This window comes from Rossellomorea sp. NRS-1567, from assembly GCF_050467885.1.
Lineage (GTDB): Bacteria > Bacillota > Bacilli > Bacillales > Bacillaceae_B > Rossellomorea > Rossellomorea aquimaris_C.
Genome location: NZ_JBITPL010000027.1, coordinates 1 through 21608, shown reverse-complemented (window position 1 = coordinate 21608; position 21608 = coordinate 1). Strand labels below are relative to the sequence as shown.

Annotated in this window: 20 protein-coding genes and 2 tRNA genes; 20 read left to right on the top strand and 2 right to left on the bottom strand. The window is 42.5% G+C overall.

The genetic code is table 11. From position 1 onward, the window contains the following. The first annotated feature begins 3 nt into the window (after positions 1-3). Together ACIFOD_RS19760 and ACIFOD_RS19755 are read left to right on the top strand one after the other, a co-directional pair. Positions 4-432, top strand: coding sequence for a S1 domain-containing RNA-binding protein (locus tag ACIFOD_RS19760; RefSeq protein WP_113971050.1), 429 nt, complete (start codon positions 4-6; stop codon positions 430-432). 154 nt (positions 433-586) lie between these two features. Next, on the top strand, positions 587-1057 hold the full coding sequence (locus tag ACIFOD_RS19755) for a DinB family protein (RefSeq protein ID WP_430315982.1): 471 nt from the start codon (positions 587-589) through the stop codon (positions 1055-1057). A gap of 66 nt (positions 1058-1123) precedes the next feature. Here ACIFOD_RS19755 and ACIFOD_RS19750 read toward each other — a convergent pair. Together ACIFOD_RS19750 and ACIFOD_RS19745 are read right to left on the bottom strand one after the other, a co-directional pair. After that, positions 1124-1195: transfer RNA gene (locus tag ACIFOD_RS19750), tRNA-Glu, on the bottom strand. Positions 1196-1203: 8 nt separating this feature from the next. Beyond that, positions 1204-1280: transfer RNA gene (locus ACIFOD_RS19745), tRNA-Met, on the bottom strand. 287 nt (positions 1281-1567) lie between these two features. On the opposite strand from ACIFOD_RS19745, the gene spoIIE reads away from it, so the two are divergent. The 18 genes from spoIIE (at position 1568) to lysS (ending at position 21229) form a co-directional block, all read left to right on the top strand. Then, positions 1568-4060 (top strand): stage II sporulation protein E, encoded by a 2493-nt coding sequence (gene spoIIE / locus ACIFOD_RS19740; protein ID WP_430315981.1) that lies wholly within the window; start codon positions 1568-1570, stop codon positions 4058-4060. A 96-nt stretch (positions 4061-4156) separates the two neighbouring features. Then, the gene (locus tag ACIFOD_RS19735; RefSeq protein ID WP_044340612.1) at positions 4157-4897 is read left to right on the top strand and encodes a VWA domain-containing protein; all 741 of its coding nucleotides are present in this window, start codon (positions 4157-4159) and stop codon (positions 4895-4897) included. Then, a complete protein-coding gene (locus tag ACIFOD_RS19730; RefSeq protein ID WP_430315980.1) occupies positions 4866-5870 on the top strand; it encodes a protein kinase domain-containing protein in 1005 nt (334 codons plus the stop codon). Before ACIFOD_RS19735 ends, ACIFOD_RS19730 begins: the two co-directional genes overlap by 32 nt. A 68-nt stretch (positions 5871-5938) precedes the next feature. Then, positions 5939-7345 (top strand): tRNA lysidine(34) synthetase TilS, encoded by a 1407-nt coding sequence (tilS, locus tag ACIFOD_RS19725; protein WP_430315979.1) that lies wholly within the window; start codon positions 5939-5941, stop codon positions 7343-7345. 3 nt (positions 7346-7348) lie between these two features. Continuing rightward, positions 7349-7897, top strand: coding sequence for a hypoxanthine phosphoribosyltransferase (hpt, locus tag ACIFOD_RS19720; RefSeq protein WP_113971053.1), 549 nt, complete (start codon positions 7349-7351; stop codon positions 7895-7897). 102 nt (positions 7898-7999) lie between these two features. Further along, a complete protein-coding gene (gene ftsH / locus ACIFOD_RS19715) occupies positions 8000-9958 on the top strand; it encodes an ATP-dependent zinc metalloprotease FtsH (protein WP_430315978.1) in 1959 nt (652 codons plus the stop codon). Positions 9959-10688: 730 nt separating this feature from the next. After that, positions 10689-11456, top strand: a complete 768-nt coding sequence (locus tag ACIFOD_RS19710) for a type III pantothenate kinase (protein ID WP_172655809.1) — start codon at positions 10689-10691, stop codon at positions 11454-11456. Between the two features lie 19 nt (positions 11457-11475). Then, a complete protein-coding gene (gene hslO, locus ACIFOD_RS19705) occupies positions 11476-12357 on the top strand; it encodes an Hsp33 family molecular chaperone HslO (RefSeq protein WP_397554521.1) in 882 nt (293 codons plus the stop codon). Between the two features lie 25 nt (positions 12358-12382). Beyond that, positions 12383-13264 (top strand): peptidyl-prolyl cis-trans isomerase, encoded by an 882-nt coding sequence (locus ACIFOD_RS19700; RefSeq protein ID WP_430315977.1) that lies wholly within the window; start codon positions 12383-12385, stop codon positions 13262-13264. A 277-nt stretch (positions 13265-13541) separates the two neighbouring features. After that, positions 13542-14471 (top strand): cysteine synthase A, encoded by a 930-nt coding sequence (gene cysK / locus ACIFOD_RS19695; protein WP_430315976.1) that lies wholly within the window; start codon positions 13542-13544, stop codon positions 14469-14471. 204 nt (positions 14472-14675) lie between these two features. Next, the gene (gene pabB, locus ACIFOD_RS19690) at positions 14676-16079 is read left to right on the top strand and encodes an aminodeoxychorismate synthase, component I (protein ID WP_430315975.1); all 1404 of its coding nucleotides are present in this window, start codon (positions 14676-14678) and stop codon (positions 16077-16079) included. Further along, a complete protein-coding gene (gene pabA, locus ACIFOD_RS19685; protein ID WP_430315974.1) occupies positions 16076-16663 on the top strand; it encodes an aminodeoxychorismate/anthranilate synthase component II in 588 nt (195 codons plus the stop codon). Before pabB ends, pabA begins: the two co-directional genes overlap by 4 nt. After that, positions 16664-17521 (top strand): aminodeoxychorismate lyase, encoded by an 858-nt coding sequence (gene pabC / locus ACIFOD_RS19680; RefSeq protein ID WP_430315973.1) that lies wholly within the window; start codon positions 16664-16666, stop codon positions 17519-17521. Between the two features lie 16 nt (positions 17522-17537). Then, on the top strand, positions 17538-18359 hold the full coding sequence (folP, locus tag ACIFOD_RS19675) for a dihydropteroate synthase (protein WP_397554516.1): 822 nt from the start codon (positions 17538-17540) through the stop codon (positions 18357-18359). Continuing rightward, entirely contained in the window at positions 18352-18711 is a 360-nt protein-coding gene (gene folB / locus ACIFOD_RS19670; protein WP_430315972.1) for a dihydroneopterin aldolase, read from the top strand. The genes folP and folB overlap by 8 nt, the downstream gene beginning before the upstream one ends. Position 18712: 1 nt before the next feature. Beyond that, positions 18713-19237 (top strand): 2-amino-4-hydroxy-6-hydroxymethyldihydropteridine diphosphokinase, encoded by a 525-nt coding sequence (gene folK, locus ACIFOD_RS19665; protein ID WP_397554515.1) that lies wholly within the window; start codon positions 18713-18715, stop codon positions 19235-19237. Then, positions 19189-19413 carry a helix-turn-helix domain-containing protein gene (locus tag ACIFOD_RS19660; protein WP_113971070.1) on the top strand — a complete coding sequence of 75 codons (225 nt, stop codon included), beginning with the start codon at positions 19189-19191 and terminating at the stop codon, positions 19411-19413. The genes folK and ACIFOD_RS19660 overlap by 49 nt, the downstream gene beginning before the upstream one ends. Before the next feature lie 319 nt (positions 19414-19732). Next, positions 19733-21229, top strand: coding sequence for a lysine--tRNA ligase (gene lysS / locus ACIFOD_RS19655; RefSeq protein WP_430315971.1), 1497 nt, complete (start codon positions 19733-19735; stop codon positions 21227-21229). The last annotated feature ends 379 nt before the right edge of the window (positions 21230-21608 follow it).

Genomic DNA, 21608 nt, shown 5'->3' with positions numbered 1-21608 from the left:
TTTATGTCAATCGAAGTAGGCAGCAAGTTACAGGGTAAGGTAACAGGTATTACAAATTTCGGAGCGTTCGTGGAATTATCGGAAGGTTCAACAGGTTTAGTTCACATTAGTGAGGTTGCAGACAACTATGTTAAGGATATTAACGAGCACCTTAAAGTTGGCGACGAAGTAACAGTTAAGGTTATTAATGTTGAGAAAGATGGAAAGATCGGTTTGTCCATCCGAAAAGCGAAAGAGCAACCACAACGCCCGCAGCGCCCTCAGCGTCCTCAACGCCCGCGTAGTAATAATAACAAACAGAACGACACACGTACTAAAGAGAGTTTCGAACAAAAGATGGCACGTTTCTTGAAAGACAGTGAGGATCGTTTATCATCTTTAAAGAAAAATACTGAGTCTCGTCGTGGTGGAAAAGGGGCGAAAAAAGGTTAACTTGCTGTCTATTAACTCATATAGCAGGTTGTGAACGGAAAACAGGCATACTCATAAGGATGAGTGTGCCTGTTTTTTTATTATGTGTAGACAGGAAAACGACTTGCCCTCATCGAATAAAATAGTCTTAACTAATTTTATGGAGGCAGCCATTATGAACAAAGAACAGATAATCGACCATCATGAAGCGTTTAAACTGTGGCTTAATGAATTGAAAAGGATCAATGACAAAGAGTGGTTTCAGCCAATGGAGGAAAGCAGGTGGTCGGTTGCTGCAAATGTTTCTCACATGATCAAATGGGACCAATATTCATTAGGAGAGATTCTCCCAAGGGTTTCAGAAGGAGCGCAGCTGTCACCTTTTCCGGATTTTCAACGTTTTAATGGAGAAGCTGCACAATATGCGCATGACGTGGTAACTAAGGAAGCTTTGATTGAAGAGGGTATCAAAACACGCGAATCGATTATAGCATATGTAAATTGCTTATCTGATGATGATTTACAACATTCGTTCTCAGTAGGAGATCAAAGCTTTACTCTTGAAGAGTTTTTTGAAGACTTTATCGGTCATGATAAACATCACCAGGAGCAAATTGAAGCAGTGGTGTCTGCAGAAAAAACTTGATTTGCCTCTTCATACGAAAAGAGCTGAACAAAAAAAGACTATCATAATGATAGTCTTTTTTTACTATGACCCGTACGGGATTCGAACCCGTGTTACCGCCGTGAAAGGGCGGTGTCTTAACCGCTTGACCAACGGGCCATGAAATATGGTAGCGGCGGAGGGGATCGAACCCCCGACCTCACGGGTATGAACCGTACGCTCTAGCCAGCTGAGCTACACCGCCATATTTATGCACCTTTTAGGCACAAAATCTATGATACATAGAAAGAATTATCTTGTCAATATAATCTAGTAAAGAATTTGTCAAAATTCCTTCAAGCATACTCGCATAAGCGTTTAGGACGAAAAAAGTAGAAAAGAAGAATGAATGACAAGAGAATATTCTGAATATTTTACCGGAATCTATAGAAAGTCGTCGAAACTTTCTTGGTATGCATTCCCTCATTTTGACAAAGTTTTAAGCTTGTACCATTTATACTTAACAAAAAAGAAATGGGGAGTGTTTCATACATGGGGAAAGCCGATCAGTCGATCATAGAACCTGTTCAGAACGTGGACATTGAACACACTAGGGTGGAACTATCCAAAAGAATGAAGTCTATTTATTCGAAACTGGAGTGGCTGTTCGTAGAAAAGGGGATCGCCTTATTCGTTATCGGATTTTTATTGGGAAGAGCGTTGATCCTTTCACATTTAACGCCGTTTGCACTGCCGTTCTTTGCCTCTGTTTACCTTATTCGAAGAGAGAAATCTCCCATTGCCCTAATCGGATTGCTTGCAGGAGCTCTCACCTTATCTCTTCCTAGTATCAGTTATACGTTTGTCAGTGCGGTAATATTCCTATTAGCGTTTCGATTGTCTCAGAAATATCACAAGAATAATTTGAGAGTCGTCGCTTTTTATGTCTTCTTCACAGTCATGGTAACAAAGCTTTCATTCGATTTTATCCAGCAAGGGCAAGCACTGACGGTGTATAACGGAGTAATGGCGTTAATAGAAGCGAGTCTTGCCTTTCTCTTAACGTATATTTTCATTCAAAGTGTGCCCCTTGTAACCGTTCAGCGTAGAAGGAAATCGCTGAAAACAGAAGAAGTGGTCAGTCTGATCATTCTATTGGCATCTATCATGACAGGTACAATCGGATGGTCTGTATACAATCTGTCTGTGGAACATGTGTTATCAAGATACTTAGTGCTGCTGTTTTCCTTTATAGCAGGGGCTTCAGTGGGCTCCACAGTGGGGGTTGTCACTGGGCTTGTTTTCAGTTTAGCCAACGTATCCAGCTTTTATCAAATGAGCTTGCTTGCTTTCTCGGGGCTTCTGGGCGGACTTATGAAAGAAGGAAAGAAATTCGGAGCAGCAATCGGTTTGTTAATCGCTACTTTATTAATGGGAATGTACGGAGAGACAGATACGGTCATAACGAAAACCTTATATGAATCGGGGGTAGCGATTTTACTCTTATTTTTAACCCCTCAAAGTTTAACGTCTAAAATTGCCAAGCATATTCCTGGAACAGCAGAATATCAGCAGGAACAACAGGGATACATGCGAAGGGTGAGAGATGTGACCGCTAATAGGGTCACACAGTTTTCCTCGGTGTTTCAAGCTTTGTCCAATAGTTTTCAACAAATAGAAGACCGATTTGAAGAGGAGGAAGATAAGGAGTTCGATTATTTCTTAAGCAATGTGACAGAGAAAACGTGTCAAACCTGTTTTAAGAAAGATCAGTGCTGGGCCAGGAATTTTGATAAAACCTATAATCTCATGAAAGATGTGATGACCGAGTATGATCAGGGCCGTGTCCCTCTGTCTTCAAAACTTGCTAGAGAAGTAGAGAAGCATTGTACGAGAGAGAAAAAACTGAAAGAAACCATATATCAGGAGCTGACCTTCTATCAAGCGAACCTGAAATTAAAGAAGCAGGTCCAGGAAAGCAGGAAACTGGTCGCCGACCAATTACTTGGAGTATCAGAGGTGATGGGGAACTTCGCGAAAGAAATTCAAAGAGAAAGGGAGAATCATCATATTCAGGAAGAACAAATCTTATCGAGTATTGGAGAGTTTGGAATCGAGATTGAAAACATTGAAATCTATAACCTGGAACAAGGAAATGTCGATATAGACATGACCATGCCTTATTGTGGGGGACATGGACAGGGTGAAAAGCTGATTGCCCCGATGCTATCGGATATATTAGGTGAAAATATCATTGTTCAAAAGGAGGAGTGCGCTCAATTCCAGAACGGTCAATGTCACGTGACTTTCCAATCTGCCAAGAAATTTATAGTGGATACAGGGGCTTCTCATGCAGCGAAAGGGGGAGGACTGGTATCCGGAGACAGCTACTCGATGATTGAATTAGGAAGGGGGAAATATGCTGTTGCGATTAGTGACGGGATGGGGAACGGAGAACGGGCTCACTATGAAAGCAATGAAACGCTGAGGCTTTTGAAAAAAATACTTGAATCCGGGATTGAAGAACAGGTAGCGATCAAATCCATCAACTCGATTCTATCTCTCAGAACGAATGATGAAATTTTCTCCACATTGGATTTAGCCATGATCGATCTGCAGAATGCGTCATCGAGGTTCTTGAAAATTGGTTCAACCCCGAGTTTCATTAAGCGGGGGGATAAAATCATCAAGGTAGAGGCAAGCAATTTACCCATGGGGATGCTTCAGCAGGATTTCGATGTGGATGTTGTGTCTGAGCAGTTAAAAGCAGGAGATCTTCTCATTATGATGAGTGATGGTGCCTTTGAAGGACCGAAACATGTGGAAAATTATGATCTCTGGATGAAGAGGAAGATAAAGGAGCTGGAAACGGAGGAACCACAAGAAGTGGCCGATATTCTAATGGAGGAAGTGATCAGGTCGAGCTCCGGCTTAATAGAAGATGATATGACCATTGTGGTTTCAAAAATCAAACATAATATACCGAAATGGTCCTCTATCCCTGTGCAAAAACCGAAACCAAAGGATAAAAAGAGAATTTCCTAGGACGTATATTTACCCTATAAAAATAGTTAACTAGAGTATAAATCCCTCCTTATTCGGCGAAGATGGTAACAACTTTAGAATGAGGAGGGGAGTCTGATGAAGCCAGGTACACTTCGTCAAATTCTATTAATTACAGATGGTTGCTCAAATCAAGGTGAAGACCCGATTGCGATGGCGGCTCTTGCGAAGGAGCAGGGAATCTCAGTGAACGTCATTGGGGTCATGGATAATGATGTGATAGATGATAATGGAATGCAGGAAATTGAAGGAATTGCTCTATCGGGGGGTGGAGTAAGTCAGATTGTATATGCACAACAGCTTTCTCAAACCGTACAAATGGTCACGCGCAAAGCGATGACACAAACCTTGCAGGGGGTTGTAAATAAAGAGCTGAAGCAAATTCTAGGGAAATCCGCATCCATGGAGGAACTTCCTCCTGAACAACGCGGGGAGGTCATGGAGGTTGTCGATGAACTGGGAGAATCGGTTGATATGGAAGTGTTGATTCTTGTCGATACGTCTGCGAGCATGAAGCATAAGCTTCCCACGGTTAAGGAAGCCTTATTAGACCTGTCATTGAGCCTGAATGCAAGAATGGGTGATAATAAATTTTCCGTCTTTGTATTTCCCGGGAAACGACAAGATGTCGAAAAATTGCTGGATTGGACACCAAAACTCGAAACATTGACGAGTATATTCTCTAAGTTGTCTCCAGGTGGAATTACTCCAACAGGTCCAGCGATCTCAGAAGCTATCACCCACTTTAAGAAAAAACGTTCATTAAGGGGATTGCTCTCTCGTGGCGATGATGAACAATACTTCGAAGAAACCATTTAATTTCCCACCCGGAACAGTTATAAGAGGAAAATGGTATAAGCAGATCTACACCATTGTAAAAGAATTAGGGTATGGTGCGAATGGGATCGTCTACCTGGTACAAGGTTCGTCTGGATACCAGGCGTTAAAGATGAGTGACAGCAATGTATCCATTACCTCGGAAGTGAATGTATTAAAATCTTTCTCCAAGGTCCAAGGTGCTCCCCTTGGGCCAAAGCTTCTTGATGTGGATGATTGGGAGTATCGGGGACAGAAAATACATTTTTATGTGATGGAATATATTCAAGGTACTGACTTGCTGTCATTTGTTCAATCGAAAGGATTTTCGTGGACAGGTGTACTCATTGCTCAGCTCCTGACAGACCTGGAGCGAATTCATAAGGAAGGATGGGTCTTTGGGGATTTAAAACCTGAAAACTTGATCGTCACTGGACCTCCTTACCGAATTCGCTGTATTGATGTTGGGGGAACGACCATCAATGGGCGGGCAATCAAAGAGTTTACGGAGTTTTTTGATAGAGGATACTGGGTGGGGGGTTCGCGAAGAGCCGAACCTTCTTATGACCTTTTCTCTGTGGGGATGATCCTCATTAATTTAGCCTATCCAGGGCGTTTCACTAAGGCAGGAAACGGGAATATGCAACAATTAAGGCAGGCTATCGGTTCCAAAGACCAATTGAAGAAGTTTGAAGGATCGATCCTTGATGCCCTGGAAGGGAATTTTCAATCTGCCAGTGATATGAGGGTCAGCCTCCTGAATGGACTTTCTCACTCTCAGTCAGTACAGCAGCCCAAATCGAAGCCTAAAGTAAGTAAACCTGTTTCAACAAGCGCTCATGCAAGTTCATCCGCTACGCATAGCAGATATCAAAATCAACGAAATAAAAAATCCAGTCACTTTTTGGAGACTGTGCTCGTGGTGATGATTGTTTCGTTATTATATGTTTTGTATATCTATGGAGAATTGATGTAGCGTAAGAGTGTAAGAATTCAGCAGGTATTGATACAATGGGGGAAATGGTTTCAGGAAGAGGAAGCGTTATGTTAGAGCAAACGATTAAAAGGTTTATTCAAGACCATAAGTTGATTAATAAAGGAGATCGTATTATGGTGGCAGTGTCGGGAGGCCCTGATTCCTTAGCGCTGCTCCATTTTCTTGATTCGAACAAAGCTGAGTGGGAAGTAGAAGTCATGGCGGCTCATCTTGATCATATGTTCAGAGGAGACGAATCCTTTCAGGAACTCTTGTTCGTCAAAGAATACTGCAATAAGCGAAACATCCCTTTTTACGGTGACAGAGTGGATGTATCATTGGAGATCGAGCGGACGAATGGAAGTTTGCAAGAAACTGCCCGTCAAATTCGTTATGAATTTTTAATGGAGGTCATGGAAGAGGCATCTGCTACGACATTAGCTCTTGGCCATCATGGGGATGATCAAGTAGAGACCATCCTGATGAAGTTGACAAGAGGGGCAGCCGGGGCTAGCAGAGCCGGGATTCCCTTGAAACGATCCATTGCTGCAGGTTTGATCATACGGCCATTTCTCCCTGTTACAAAAGAGCAAATAGAGGCGTATTGTGAAAGGCACGATCTAAACCCGAGGAGAGACCCCAGTAATCTGAAGGAAGATTATACCAGGAACCGGTTCAGAAAAAAGGTTCTTCCTTTTTTGAAAAAAGAGAATCCTCATGTTCATCTCCAATTTCAACGATTTAGTGAAGAATTGGCAGAAGATGAGGCATATTTAGAGGAATTAACAAGGGATAAGTTGAATAAGGTATGGAATAACACTGGGGATTTCTCATCTTTACATATCGATGGTTTTCTTGCAATGCCTCAGCCTTTACAAAGAAGAGGGATTAATCTAATATTAAACTATCTTTACAAACTTAGACCATCTTCCTTATCGTCTATACATATTTACGATGTATTGGGTATATTAAAGGGAAAAACGCCTAATGCCAGCTTGGATTTACCAAAAGGGCTTAAGGTAACGAGGGCGTATCATACATGTTATTTTCATTTTGGAGAACTGGCGTTAACCGAAGCTCCTTATTGTCACGAGATACAGGTTAATGAAACGCTTGAACTTCAAGGTGGATATCAGTTCCTTCTTTATTTTTCTTCCTCGTTAGCAGAGGATCGTACAGGTGATAGGATCTACATTGATCCGGACAAGGTTTCCCTGCCTTTATATGTGCGTACGAGAAAGAGCGGAGATCGAATGAAAGTGAAGGGGTTCGAAGGCTCAAAGAAGCTGAAGACACTCTTTATTGACGAAAAAGTTCCTGTTCACCTCCGTGACGAGTGGCCGATTGTAGTGGACGCAAATAACCACATACTTTGGGTTCCGGGAATGAAAAAGTCTATTTACGATTTGGGAGAAGAGCAAGAAAATAGTTTGGTACTACAATTTAAGAGCAATCATCTTCTAGGAGGCAGTTGAACATTGTTAAACCAAGATATTGAAAAAGTGTTAATTTCAGAAGAAGAACTTCAAGAAAAGATTAAAGCATTAGGTGCACAATTAACAGAGGAATATCAAGATCGTTTTCCTTTGGCAATTGGAGTTTTAAAAGGTGCAATGCCATTCATGGCTGACCTTTGTAAACGTATGGATACGCATATGGAAATGGATTTCATGGATGTATCCAGCTACGGGAACTCTACTGTCTCTTCAGGAGAAGTAAAGATTGTGAAAGATTTAGATACGAAAGTGGAAGGTCGGGATATCCTGATCATTGAAGATATCATCGACAGTGGTCTAACATTAAGCTACCTGGTCGAGCTGTTCCGTTATCGTAAAGCGAAAACCATCAGCATTGTCACTTTGCTTGACAAGCCGACTGGACGTAAAGCTGATATCAAAGCGGACTACGTGGGCTTCATTGTTCCTGACGAGTTCGTCGTCGGATATGGTCTGGATTATGCTGAAAGATACCGTAATCTGCCGTATATCGGAGTTTTAAAACCAAGAGTGTATACAACAGGAGAATAAGTATAATCTAAAGAGGAATCTTGTAAGTGCAATTTGTTGTAATGCCATGATTTTCTATGATACTATTTTACTTAGTTTGTTTACCGTGGGAGGAGGTAAGGGATGAACCGGATCTTTCGAAACACCATATTCTATTTACTGGTCTTTTTAGTGATTATAGGTGTGGTGAGTTATTTCAGTAACAACAACGAGCCAACCAAAAATATCGAGTACAGTACGTTTATTAATAACCTTGAAGACGGAGACGTTTCTTCTTTTTCAATTCAGCCTGGCAGGGGCGTTTATGAAGTGAAAGGACAGATGGAAGGGGCTAAAGAAGGAGAGTACTTCTTAACCTATGTCCTTACTACAGATGGAAAGTTAATGGAGAAGATCAATGCGGCAGCATCAGAGCAAGGAATTGATGTGGAAGTATTGCAAGCCAAAGAAACAAGTGGCTGGGTATCTTTCTTTACAACGATCATTCCATTCGTCATTATCTTTATTCTGTTCTTCTTCTTACTTAACCAAGCTCAAGGCGGCGGAAGCCGTGTCATGAACTTTGGGAAAAGTAAAGCAAAGCTATATAGCGAAGAGAAGAAGAAAGTCCGCTTTAAAGATGTAGCGGGAGCAGATGAAGAGAAGCAAGAACTTGTAGAGGTAGTGGAATTCTTAAAGGATCCACGCAAATTCTCTGAAGTGGGTGCCCGTATTCCAAAGGGTGTCCTTCTAGTAGGACCTCCAGGTACAGGTAAAACCTTACTTGCACGAGCGGTGGCTGGAGAAGCAGGAGTTCCTTTCTTCTCAATCAGTGGTTCCGACTTCGTTGAAATGTTTGTCGGTGTCGGTGCATCTCGTGTACGTGATTTATTCGAAAATGCGAAGAAAAATGCACCTTGTATCATTTTCATTGATGAGATTGATGCAGTCGGTCGTCAACGTGGAGCAGGTTTAGGTGGAGGTCACGATGAGCGTGAACAAACCCTTAACCAGTTACTAGTCGAAATGGACGGCTTTGGCGCTAACGAAGGTATCATCGTCGCTGCAACAAACCGACCAGACATTCTGGATCCTGCATTGTTACGTCCAGGACGTTTCGACCGTCAAATTACAGTAGATCGTCCCGACCTTAGAGGACGTGAAGCGGTTCTTAAAGTACATTCTCATAACAAACCGCTTGATGATTCAGTGGATCTAAAAGCGATTGCGATGAGAACACCAGGCTTCTCTGGAGCCGACTTAGAAAACCTTCTGAACGAAGCAGCTCTTGTAGCAGCCCGTGAGGATAAGAAGAAAATCGATATGCGCGATATTGATGAAGCAACAGACCGTGTCATTGCAGGTCCTGCTAAGAAGAGCAAAGTCATATCTGAAAAAGAACGTAAAATCGTGGCTTTCCACGAAGCGGGTCACACCGTTATCGGATTAGTCCTTGATGAAGCAGATATGGTACATAAGGTGACCATCGTTCCTCGTGGGCAAGCAGGCGGTTATGCTGTTATGCTTCCGAAAGAAGATCGTTACTTTATGACGAAGCCTGAGCTTCTTGATAAGATTACCGGTTTACTTGGTGGTCGTGTAGCAGAGGAAATCATCTTCGGTGATGTATCAACCGGTGCTCACAACGACTTCCAACGTGCTACTGGAATCGCCCGTAAAATGGTCACTGAATACGGTATGAGTGAAAAGCTTGGACCACTTCAGTTCGGTCAATCTCAAGGTGGTCAAGTGTTCTTGGGACGCGACATCAATAGTGAGCAAAACTATTCAGATGCCATCGCATACGAAATTGACCTGGAAATGCAGCGTCTAATTAAAGAGAGCTATGAGAGAGCGAAGCGAATTCTTACTGAGAATCGTGACAAGCTTGAACTCATTGCGAAAACATTATTAGACATCGAAACATTAGATGCGGCACAAATCAAGCATTTAATGGATCACGGTAAACTACCGGAACGTGTCTATGAATCCGACCAGGAAAATAGCGACGTGAAAGTAAATATCCAAAAGAAAAATGAAGAAACTGTGATCGAAGAAGACACGGCTTCAAAAGAAGACGATTCTAACTCAGATCGCACATAATATTGAGGGATGCATCCATTTATGGGTGCATCCTTTTTTGTTTTGGGTATCTTGGCTTCCAATGGAGGACGATTCTTGATTGTTTAATGTGTAGTTTTTGGAAGGGATTGTAAAACGGCTGGGTTTTCGATTGAAACGGCTGGATTATTATCAATTTCGGCCGGATTAAGGCGTGAAACGGCCGGATTTTCTCAACAAGTATCCCGAAACACCACCCTATGGTTGAGTTCTTCATGGATTTCATCATCAAAATTCGGATTATAAGCTTAAAATGTGTGTTTTGCTACAAGTTAATGCTCTAAAATGCAAAATACAGCATATTAAACCATAATGAGATGAAGTTAGCACACACCTTATTTAATAGGTTCGTCTTATGCTTGTCGAACCTGACCAAGCTGGTTGCGCTTTTATACTCATCCAGCTCCACCGGCTAGCCCCTCGAGGTCATAAGCAAAATGGACCAAGAAGGCAAAGAACGCCTTCCAAGCCCATTCATCTTATGCTTGACGGGTCTGACCAAGCCGGTTGCGCTTTTGTTTCATCCAGCTCCAGGGCTTAGAGGCTCGAGGTCATAAGTCAAAGCTGCCAAAAAGGCAAAGAGCGCCTTTCCGGCAGCTTCGCCTTATGCTTGTCGCCTCTATTCAAAGCCCTTGCGCTTTTGTACCTATTCTAAAAAAATTATGGTATGATGTTGGCAGTGTGAAAACAATTGGCTTAGTAGGTGAGGATATTGATTTTTGTAATGGATGTAGGGAATACCAATATTGTGTTTGGTGTGTATGAAAATGACCATTTAAAATATCATTGGAGAGCTGAAACGAATCGACATAAAACGGAAGATGAGTTTGGGATGCTTGTGAAGAATCTGTTCGAGCATGTGAAGCTGACGTTTGACGAGATTGACGGAATCATCATTTCCTCCGTTGTCCCTCCAATTATGTTTAGTTTGGAACGTATGTGTGAGAAGTATTTTAATATTACTCCGCTCGTCGTTGGACCTGGTATTAAAACCGGTTTAAATATCAAGTATGAAAATCCAAGGGAAGTCGGAGCGGATCGAATCGTAAATGCTGTCGCTGGTATTCACGAATACGGTGGTCCTCTCATCATTGTCGATTTCGGTACAGCGACGACGTATTGCTATATCAATGAGGAAAGACAATATATGGGTGGAGCGATCGCCCCTGGTATAGGCATTTCAACGGAAGCCCTGTACTCGAAGGCGGCAAAATTGCCAAGAATTGAAATTGCCCGTCCTGAACATATCATTGGAAAGAATACCGTAACGGCTATGCAAGCAGGTATTCTCTATGGTTATGTTGGACAAGTAGAAGGTATCGTTCAAAGAATGAAAGCACAAAGTAAGAAGGAACCAACCGTCATTGCAACGGGAGGATTAGCTACATTGATTTCGAAAGAATCCAACAGCATTGACGTCGTAGATCCTTTCCTGACATTAAAAGGATTAAAATTAATCTACAAGAGAAACATGAACTAAAGTGAAAGGAGCTTCAACCATGAGCGACTATTTAGTAAAAGCGTTAGCCTATAATGGCCAAGTACGTGCTTATGCAGTAAAAAGCACGGATACAGTAGGAGAAGCACAAAGAAGACATGGAACATGGCCAACTGCGTCAGCAGCACTAGGTAGAAGCATTAGTGCCGGAGTGATGATGGGGGCTATGTTAAAAGGGGAAAATAAATTAACGATCAAAGTAGAGGGTGGAGGCCCGATCGGCGCCATTCTTGTAGATAGCAATGCAAAAGGGGAGGTCAGGGGATATGTGACCAACCCGCATGTACACTTCGATTTAAACGAACAAGGGAAGCTTGATGTCCGTCGTGCAGTTGGTACAACCGGAACGTTATCCATTGTAAAAGATATCGGCATGAGGGATCATTTCTCCGGTCAGGTTCCGATTGTTTCAGGAGAACTTGGAGAAGACTTCACGTATTATTTCGTCACTTCAGAACAGGTACCTTCTTCTGTAGGTGTAGGTGTGTTAGTGAACCCTGACAATTCCATTCTTGCAGCAGGCGGATTTATCCTGCAGCTAATGCCGGGAACGGATGATGAAACGATTACGAAGATTGAGGAACGCTTAGCTAAAATCCCTCCGATCTCTAAATTAATCGAAAAGGGACTCACACCTGAAGAGGTATTAGAAGAAGTACTTGGAAAAGGGGAAGTCAAAGTACTTGAAACGCTTCCGGTGGCATTTAAGTGTCAGTGTAATAAAGAACGTTTTTCAAATGCCATCATCAGCCTGGGGGAGCAGGAAATACAAGAAATGATCGATGAAGATGGGAGTGCAGAAGCAAGCTGTCACTTCTGTAATGAAACGTATGTATTTTCTAAAGAAGAATTAGAAGAACTGAAAGCAAACACGAAGCAGTAAATCAGATTCAGGGAGAATGGGAGAAATGAGAATTAAACGGTCTGTACTCATCGTTATGGTTGGGGTACTACTTGTTACTAACATCATTACACTCGTGTGGAATCGCTCTTCGGGGGTAAGTGGTACTCCCGAAGTCGTGGCGACGGTTGGCGGAGAGTCAATTACCCGGGAGGACTGGTTGTATTCCCTTGAGCAAAAGCATGGCAAGGAAGAGCTGAAGGCCCTGATCAATCAACAAGTGATCGACCATTTAGCGAAGAAATATGATATCTCTGTTTCAGATAAAGAAGTAGAACAGGAATATTATTTCATACAATCTGTTTATAATGCATACGATGAAGAAAATCTTGAAGATGAAGATTCACTAAAGACTCACATCAGATCTGAATTGTTATTAGAGGAGCTCCTCACGAAGGATGTCCAAGTACCTGAAAAAGAGTTGAAGAGCTTCTATAATCAAAACGAGCATCTGTACTCTATTTCTAAAATGTATAAGCTGAAGCAGTTGAAGGTAGCTGATCAATCAGAAGCCGCGCAAGCACTCGAAGAACTAGAGGCTGGATCGGACTTTGAAGCTTTGGCCATGGAGCGTTCAAGCGATGAGCAAAGTGCTCATTTAGGAGGAGACATTGGGTATGTTCCACTGGATGGGGATTTCCTATCTTCAGAAGCGTCAGAAGAAATAGAGTCTCTCTCACCAGGTGAATGGACAAAACCGATTCGAGAGGATTCAGAATACGTTATTTATTATGTAGACGATGTTTTGAAAGAAAGACATTTTTCGTTCAAAGACGTAAAATCTCAAATTCGAAGACAAATTGCTTTAGAGCAAGTAGAGACGCCTCTGCAGCCCGAGTCCTTTTGGGAAGAGGTTGAAGTGGACTGGTTTTACGGAAAACAGAACTAGAGGGGGCTGGCCTTTTAAAAGGTCAGCTTCTTTTACATAGAGATACACTTTTTAACGAAACATAGGATAAATGAAATATGCATACATATAACCTAGGGTAGAGGCAATGGGTCACATCAGACCAGCGTTAAGAGAGCATGAGGGATGGATGATACACCTCCAACCAGGAATCGTTGGTGTGAACAGTGTGTATGCTTTTTAATTGACAAATTTATTGAATATTGTTACATTTTTTATAAAACCAACAAATTTACTTGGAATTAGGAGTGATGAATGAATGGTGAGAGTAGCCAATTCAATTTCGGAATTAATAGGTCAGACTCCAGTGGTAAAACTGAATCGATTAGTAGATGAAAATAGTGCAGATGTTTACTTGAAATTAGAATATATGAATCCCGGAAGCTCTGTAAAAGATCGTATCGCATTAGCGATGATTGAAGCAGGGGAAGAAGAAGGTACGATTAAACCCGGGGATACGATTGTTGAGCCGACGAGTGGAAATACGGGTATTGGTTTAGCGATGGTAGCTGCGGCAAAAGGATACCGTGCGTTACTGGTCATGCCTGACACAATGAGTATGGAGAGACGCAACCTGTTACGTGCATACGGCGCAGAATTAGTATTAACACCAGGAGCAGAAGGAATGGGAGGGGCCATTCGCAAAGCTGAAGAGTTAGCGAAAGAAAAAGGCCACTTCATGCCTCAGCAATTCAAAAATGAAGCGAACCCTAAAGTTCATCGAGAAACAACCGGACCTGAGATCGTCGAGCAAATGGGCGATCAACTGGATGCCTTCATTTCAGGGATTGGAACAGGCGGTACGATTACTGGCGCTGGGGAAGTGCTGAAGAAGCATTACCCATCAATCGAGCTATATGCCGTGGAACCTTCAGATTCACCGGTATTATCAGGAGGAAAGCCTGGTCCTCATAAAATCCAAGGAATCGGTGCCGGATTCATCCCTGATATTTTAGATACAGAGGTATATAACCATGTCATTCAAGTTGACAAAGATTCGGCCTTTGACTATGCAAGAAGAGCAGCTAAAGAAGAAGGGATCCTGGGTGGGATTTCTTCAGGGGCGGCCATCTATGCAGCTATTGAAGTAGCGAAGAAGTTAGGGAAAGGTAAGAAAGTTCTTGCCATCATCCCAAGTAACGGAGAACGCTATTTAAGTACTCCTCTTTACCAATTTGATGAAGAATGATTAAAAGTGCCGGATCCTGAAGGTTGAACTCTTCAGGATCCGTTTTTTTTGTGTGGTCTATTGGAAATTTCGTAGTAAAAGTCCCCATCAAAATCTACATTCTCCACCATCCCCCCTCACATAAATTTCAAGTTTTTAACGATGAAACCTTCCCGAAGTTCATGTATCATGAAAGTAGATAAAGAATAGGAGTGTGAAGGGTCAGTGCAGCACCTATATTTTCATAAAAACCATTCAACCAAAGAACAATTTTTTGCAGCATACGAACAACTTAGTCAACATCAATCACATCATATATTGTTAGAAAGTGGACGGGGTGGACGATATAGCGTTGCTGGACTACAACCTGACGTCATTTTACAAAGTGTTCCGGAAGGGTTGCGCATACAAGACTCTTCAGGGGTTAAAACGATAAATGGAGACCCATTGATTCAAATGGAAAAATGGATGAATCCCCTTCGGACGAAAAGAAGAGAGGATCTCCCTGATTTCCAAGGAGGCGTAATCGGGTTTCTTAGTTATGATTATGCAAGGAAGATTGAAAGACTTCCCGCTCTGGGGCGAGATGATCTGGAGATTCCGGACCTTTATTTCTATTACCTGGAGGAATGGGCGGTCTACGATCATCAGGAAAATAGTTTGTGGACGATGATTCTTTCTGATGGAGAAACGGAATCAGCCGAGAATAAGCTATCAAGATGGACTTCCTCTTGGACTAATGCCTTGTCTTCAATAAAAGAATATGAGAAGGATCCTGTGAAGCACGAGACAGCAGGCATCCAAGTATCGATGGATGAAGAGGAATTCTCAGAGGCTGTGAAGAAGATCCAATCTTATATCTCCCAGGGTGATGTCTTTCAGGTGAATTTATCTGTCCTACAATCTCAAGAATTGAAGGCTGAGCCCTACACGGTTTATAAAAAGCTTAGGGAATTAAATCCCTCCCCTTATATGAGTTATATTCAAAGCCCGGACTTTCAAATTGTCTCCGGGTCACCGGAACTGCTGGTAAAGAAAAAAGGGAAAGAAGTAAGTACAAGGCCGATTGCAGGCACACGCTCCCGTGGAAAAGATGCTGAAGAGGATGAGAAACTTGCTCTTGAGCTGATCAATAATGAAAAAGAAAGAGCAGAGCACGTGATGCTTGTGGACCTGGAACGAAATGACCTGGGCAGGGTTTGCCAATACGGGACAGTTGAAGTGAATGAGTTTATGGTCATTGAAAAATACTCCCACGTCATGCACATCGTTTCAAATGTAAGAGGAACACTAGATGAAACTAAAACGGGTGCGGATCTAATCCGATCTGTTTTTCCTGGTGGAACCATTACGGGAGCCCCTAAGGTGAGAACGATGGAAATCATTGAAGAACTAGAGCCGGTTAGAAGAGGGATTTACACAGGGTCCATTGGCTGGATTGGCGTCAATGGAGATATGGAATTGAATATCGTCATCCGGACGATGCTTGTGAAAGAAGGAAAAGCCCATATTCAAGCGGGAGCGGGAGTCGTGATTGATTCCAATCCTAAGTACGAATACAAAGAATCCTTGAAGAAAGCCAAAGCCCTTTGGGTAGCGAAAGCCAGGGCGGAAGGAGAAACCCTATGATTCTCATGATTGATAACTACGATTCATTCACCTATAATCTTGTGCAATTTTTAGGAGAGCTGGGGGAAGAGCTGATCGTGAAACGAAATGACGAGATTACAATAGATGAGATTGAGGCATTGTCTCCGGATTACCTGATGATCTCTCCGGGACCGTGCAGTCCGAACGAAGCGGGTGTGAGTCTGGAGGCGATCAGAACGTTTGCCGGAAAGATTCCGATTTTCGGCGTTTGCCTGGGTCACCAATCGATTGCCCAGGTGTTCGGAGGCGATGTTGTTCGTGCGGAACGGTTAATGCACGGAAAGGTCTCACCTATGCTCCATGATGGGAAAACCATTTTCAAAGGCATGCCCAATCCTTTCGAGGCAACAAGATACCATTCCCTGATTGTCAAAAGAGAAACCCTTCCTGGATGCTTTGACATTTCAGCCGAAACGAAAGAAGGGGAGATCATGGCGATCCGTCATAAACAGCTGCCAATCGAAGGGGTGCAGTTCCATCCTGAATCGATCATGACGGAACAAGGGAAACAGCTGCTCCTTAACTTTTTAACGACTTATAAAAAAATCGAGATGGTTTTATAAATGTACCTATATCTTAACGGTGAAATCGTTCATGCATCAGAGGCTGTCATTTCCCCATTCGATCACGGATATTTATATGGATTGGGCGTGTTTGAAACCTTTCGGACGTATGATGGTCATCCGTTTTTGCTAAAGGATCACTTAAAGAGGCTTTCTCATGGATTGAAGGAATTGAATATTGCAACGGACCTGGATGAAGAAAAGATCAGGAACGCAATAACAACACTTTTAGATAAAAATGGCTTGAAAGATGCCTATTGCCGGTTCAATGTTTCCGGTGGGCCAGGTGAGATAGGTTTACAAACGGCTCCCTATGAGGATGCGACAGTGATCCTTTTTCAAAAAGAATTGCCTCCTTCTATGCCATTAAAGGAAAAAGAAGGTGTGTTACTTCAGTTAAGAAGAAATACACCGGAGACCGGTGAACGTTTGAAATCCCATCATTACCTGAACAATATGGCGGCTAAACGGGAAATTGGACTATCTCCTCAACGGGAAGGGATATTTCTTACAAAGGAAGGCTATCTCTGTGAAGGAATAACGTCCAATCTTTTCTGGGTAAAAGACGCAGAATTGTATACACCAGCTGTAGAGACCGGGCTCTTAAACGGGATAACACGTCAGTTCATCCTTGCCCTGGCAGATCGAATACAAATGGGGGTTCGGGAAGGGTTGTTCGAGCAAGAGCGATTACTGGGAGCGGATGAAGTTTTTTTTACAAACTCTGTGCAAGAAATCATACCGGTAAACAGAATTGACTCTATGAGTTTTCCGGGTCGCAACGGAATGTATACCGGGCTGTTACATGAACGATACAGCCAATACACAGGCCACTTGAATTCAATAGAGGAATTATAGCAGGGGGAGTCGTGCAATGAAGTGCGGAAAATACGAACTTAATTTTTCAGAGAAAACCCTTATTATGGGGATTTTAAATATCACACCTGATTCATTCTCGGACGGTGGTTCGTTCAATGAATTGAACCGGGCTGTAGAGCGTGCGAAAGAAATGGTTGAGATGGGGGCAGACATTATAGATATAGGTGGAGAGTCTACTCGGCCAGGGCACCAAATCGTAGCTGCTGAAGAAGAAATTTCACGAGTCGTGCCGATTATAGAGGCAATCTCCCAAGAAGTGAACGTACCAATCTCCATCGACACGTATAAGTCAGAGACGGCCCGTAAAGCTTTGGAAGCAGGAGCAAGCATCATTAATGATGTATGGGGTGCGAAAAAAGATCCTGAAATGGCACAAGTAGCGGCGGAAACGGGTGCCCCGATCATTCTCATGCATAACCGGGATAACCAGGGGTACAGCCATTTCGTTCGGGATGCGATACAAGATCTGCAGGAAAGCATCTTCTTAGTAAAAGAAGCAGGGGTGAAAGACGACCAAATCATTCTGGATCCTGGAATCGGGTTTGCCAAAACAGTACAATTAAACATAGAGATGATGAGACACTTGGATGTTCTTGTTTCCCTAGGATATCCTGTGCTCCTGGGGACGTCACGAAAGTCTATCATCGGACATGTCCTGGATCTGCCCGTAGAGGAACGGATGGAAGGCACGGGAGCGACGGTATGCTACGGGATTCAAAAAGGGTGTCACATCGTACGTGTTCATGACGTAAAGGAAATGGCCCGCATGGCTAAAATGATGGATGCCCTCGTTGGAAAGGAGAAAATGTATGGATAAGATTCTATTGAATGAAATGGAGTTTTACGGCTATCACGGTGTATTCCAGGAAGAAAACAAACTTGGACAACGTTTTCGTGTTAGTGTAGAGTTGCATTTAGATTTAAGGAAGTCCGGTCAAAGTGATCAGCTTGAGGACTCCGTAAACTATGCGGAGATCTATTCCATCACCAAAACTGTTGTTGAGGGAGAACCGAAGAATTTAGTGGAAGCGGTCGCTGAAGACATCTCTTCCCGGATTTTAGAAACATTCCAAGTCGTAAAGAGCTGTAAAATTACACTAATCAAGCCTGATCCACCTATTCCTGGACATTACCAATCGGTGGCGGTGGAGATTAATAGGAGTCGATAGGATGAATACTGCATATATTTCCCTTGGTTCCAATATGGGGGACAGGGCGGGTTATTTAGAAAAAGCCATAAACATCTTAGGTAGTCATGGTAAGATAGAGGTAACGAAACGATCCTCTATGTATGAAACAGACCCGGTAGGATTTACAGAACAAGGTAAATTTTTGAATATGGTCATCGAAATTCGTACCAGTTTAAGTCCAGAAACTCTATTACATCAGTGCTTGCAAGTGGAAATCGACCTTGGAAGAGAAAGGGAGTTCAAATGGGGTCCGCGAATAATAGACCTTGACATTTTACTCTATAATCACGAAACGATTGAGTCAGAGAACCTTCTCATTCCTCACCCAAGGATGCAAGAAAGAGCATTTGTGTTAATCCCGTTATTAGAGGTTGCTCCACGTTTAGAGCATCCATCTTTTAATGCCCCGTTCGTTGAATTTCTGGACGAAATACCTGACAAAGAAGGAGTTCGGTTATGGAAACAGATAAATGGGGAAGACGCATTCGTGCATTCAGAAAGCTAAAAGGGTATACACAGGAAGGGTTAGCTAAGGAATTAGCCATCTCCGTTTCTGTCCTTGGAGAAGTTGAAAGAGGCAGTCGAATACCGAAAGAAGATTTCTTAGTGAACGTTGCAGAAGTGCTGAACATCCCGCTGCACGATCTGATGCCGCAGGATGATTATGAACGTAGTGAGTGAATGTCAATATAGTCGAGTAATATATAGGTAGGAAATGAATTAGGGGGAAAGGGCTTTGCTTGAGGCAGTATAGCCAAGCGAATCCCGGTGAATTCACCTGTATATCCTTTTATGTTATCCTAGAAAAGGCTGGAACCAATACGTGACATTGTCACAAAGTTGGAGCGGCCTTTTTTAGATTTTTTTCAATATGTTTTCACGAACTAAAGTACGTTTCTGAAATAACTCATACTTTAGGGGTGTTACAAACATAGATATTGTGTAAAATAGTATGGTATATAATCGTATTAGTCTAGTAAAGCAAGTAGATAGAATAGGAGTGAAACACATGAGTCACGAAGAAATCAATGACCAGCTTCGAGTCAGACGCGAAAAAATGGAATCGATCCGTGATAAAGGAATGGATCCATTCGGTAAACGCTATGATCGTACCCACAGTTCATCCGAGATCAAATCTCAATTCGATGAATTTTCTAAAGAAGAATTAGAAGAGAAAGACATTGCAGTAACCATCGCAGGTCGTATCATGACAAAGCGTGGAAAAGGGAAAGCGGGATTCGCCCACCTGCAGGACTTAGCCGGACAAGTCCAAATCTATGTGCGTAAAGATGCCATTGGTGAAGAAGCATACGAACTATTCAATACAGCAGACCTTGGAGATATCGTAGGGGTTACAGGTACAATATTCAAAACAAAGGTAGGAGAGCTTTCAGTAAAAGCGAAAGAATTCCACCTTCTAACGAAAGCACTGCGCCCGCTTCCTGAAAAGTTCCATGGTTTAAAAGACGTTGAACAGCGTTACCGTCAGCGTTATCTGGATCTGATTACGAGCCAGGAGAGCAAAGAGACGTTCATCGCCCGCAGCCGTATCATCCAATCGATGAGAAGATACCTGGACAACAACGGTTACTTAGAAGTAGAAACACCGATGATGCATGCCATCGCAGGGGGAGCATCTGCCCGTCCATTCAATACACATCATAACGCCCTCGATATGCCGTTATTCATGCGTATCGCAATCGAGCTGCACTTAAAGCGCCTGATTGTCGGTGGACTTGAGAAAGTATACGAAATCGGCCGTGTATTCCGTAACGAAGGTGTGTCTACAAGACATAACCCGGAATTCACGATGATCGAGCTTTATGAAGCATACGCAGATTACCGAGATATCATGGCTCTTACTGAAAATCTTGTAGCTCATATTGCCAAGGAAGTATTCGGCACTACTACGGTTCAGTATGCAGACTATGAAATAAATCTGGAGCCGCAGTGGACTCGTCTTCATATGGTGGACGCGGTTAAAGAACAGACTGGTGTGGATTTCTGGAAAGAAATGTCCGATGAAGAAGCACGTGCCCTTGCGAAAGAACACGGCATCGAAATCAAAGACAATATGCAATACGGCCATGTGGTAAATGAATTCTTCGAACAAAAAGTGGAAGACAAACTTATCCAGCCTACATTCATCTATGGTCACCCGGTGGAAATTTCTCCACTTGCCAAGAAAAATGATGAAGATCCGCGATTCACAGATCGCTTTGAGTTATTCATCGTAGGCCGTGAACATGCGAATGCCTTCACGGAGCTTAATGACCCAATCGATCAAAGAGAACGTTTTGAAGCGCAATTGAAAGAAAGAGAAGAAGGAAACGACGAAGCCCACATGATGGATAATGATTTCATCGAGGCTCTTGAATATGGTATGCCGCCAACAGGTGGTCTTGGTATCGGTATCGACAGACTTGTTATGCTGTTAACCAACTCTCCATCTATTCGGGACGTTTTACTCTTCCCATTAATGCGTCATCGTGATTAATCGTGTGTCAAAGAACAGCAGGGGCTCAACGCTCCTGCTGTTCTTTTTTGAAATTTAATGAATGATGGGTTGATAATAATATGGAGAATAATGATGCAAAAGCGCAGTTTAGGTCTATAGTCATCTTATTTACACTATAAGATTACGGTAAAAAGAATGAAACGGATGTCTTTTGTCTTATAATTATTATGTGGTAAAAAAGATTTGAAAAAACTCTTGCGCCCATATTTGGAAGGTGGTATAGTATTATCTGTTGCCGCAAAAAGGAGACAAACTTAATAAAAACTTTTAAAAAAAGTTATTGACTTGAACGAGTCGATAATGTAATATTTAAAAAGTCGCTTCAAACAGAAGCACATACACATTGAACCTTGAAAAC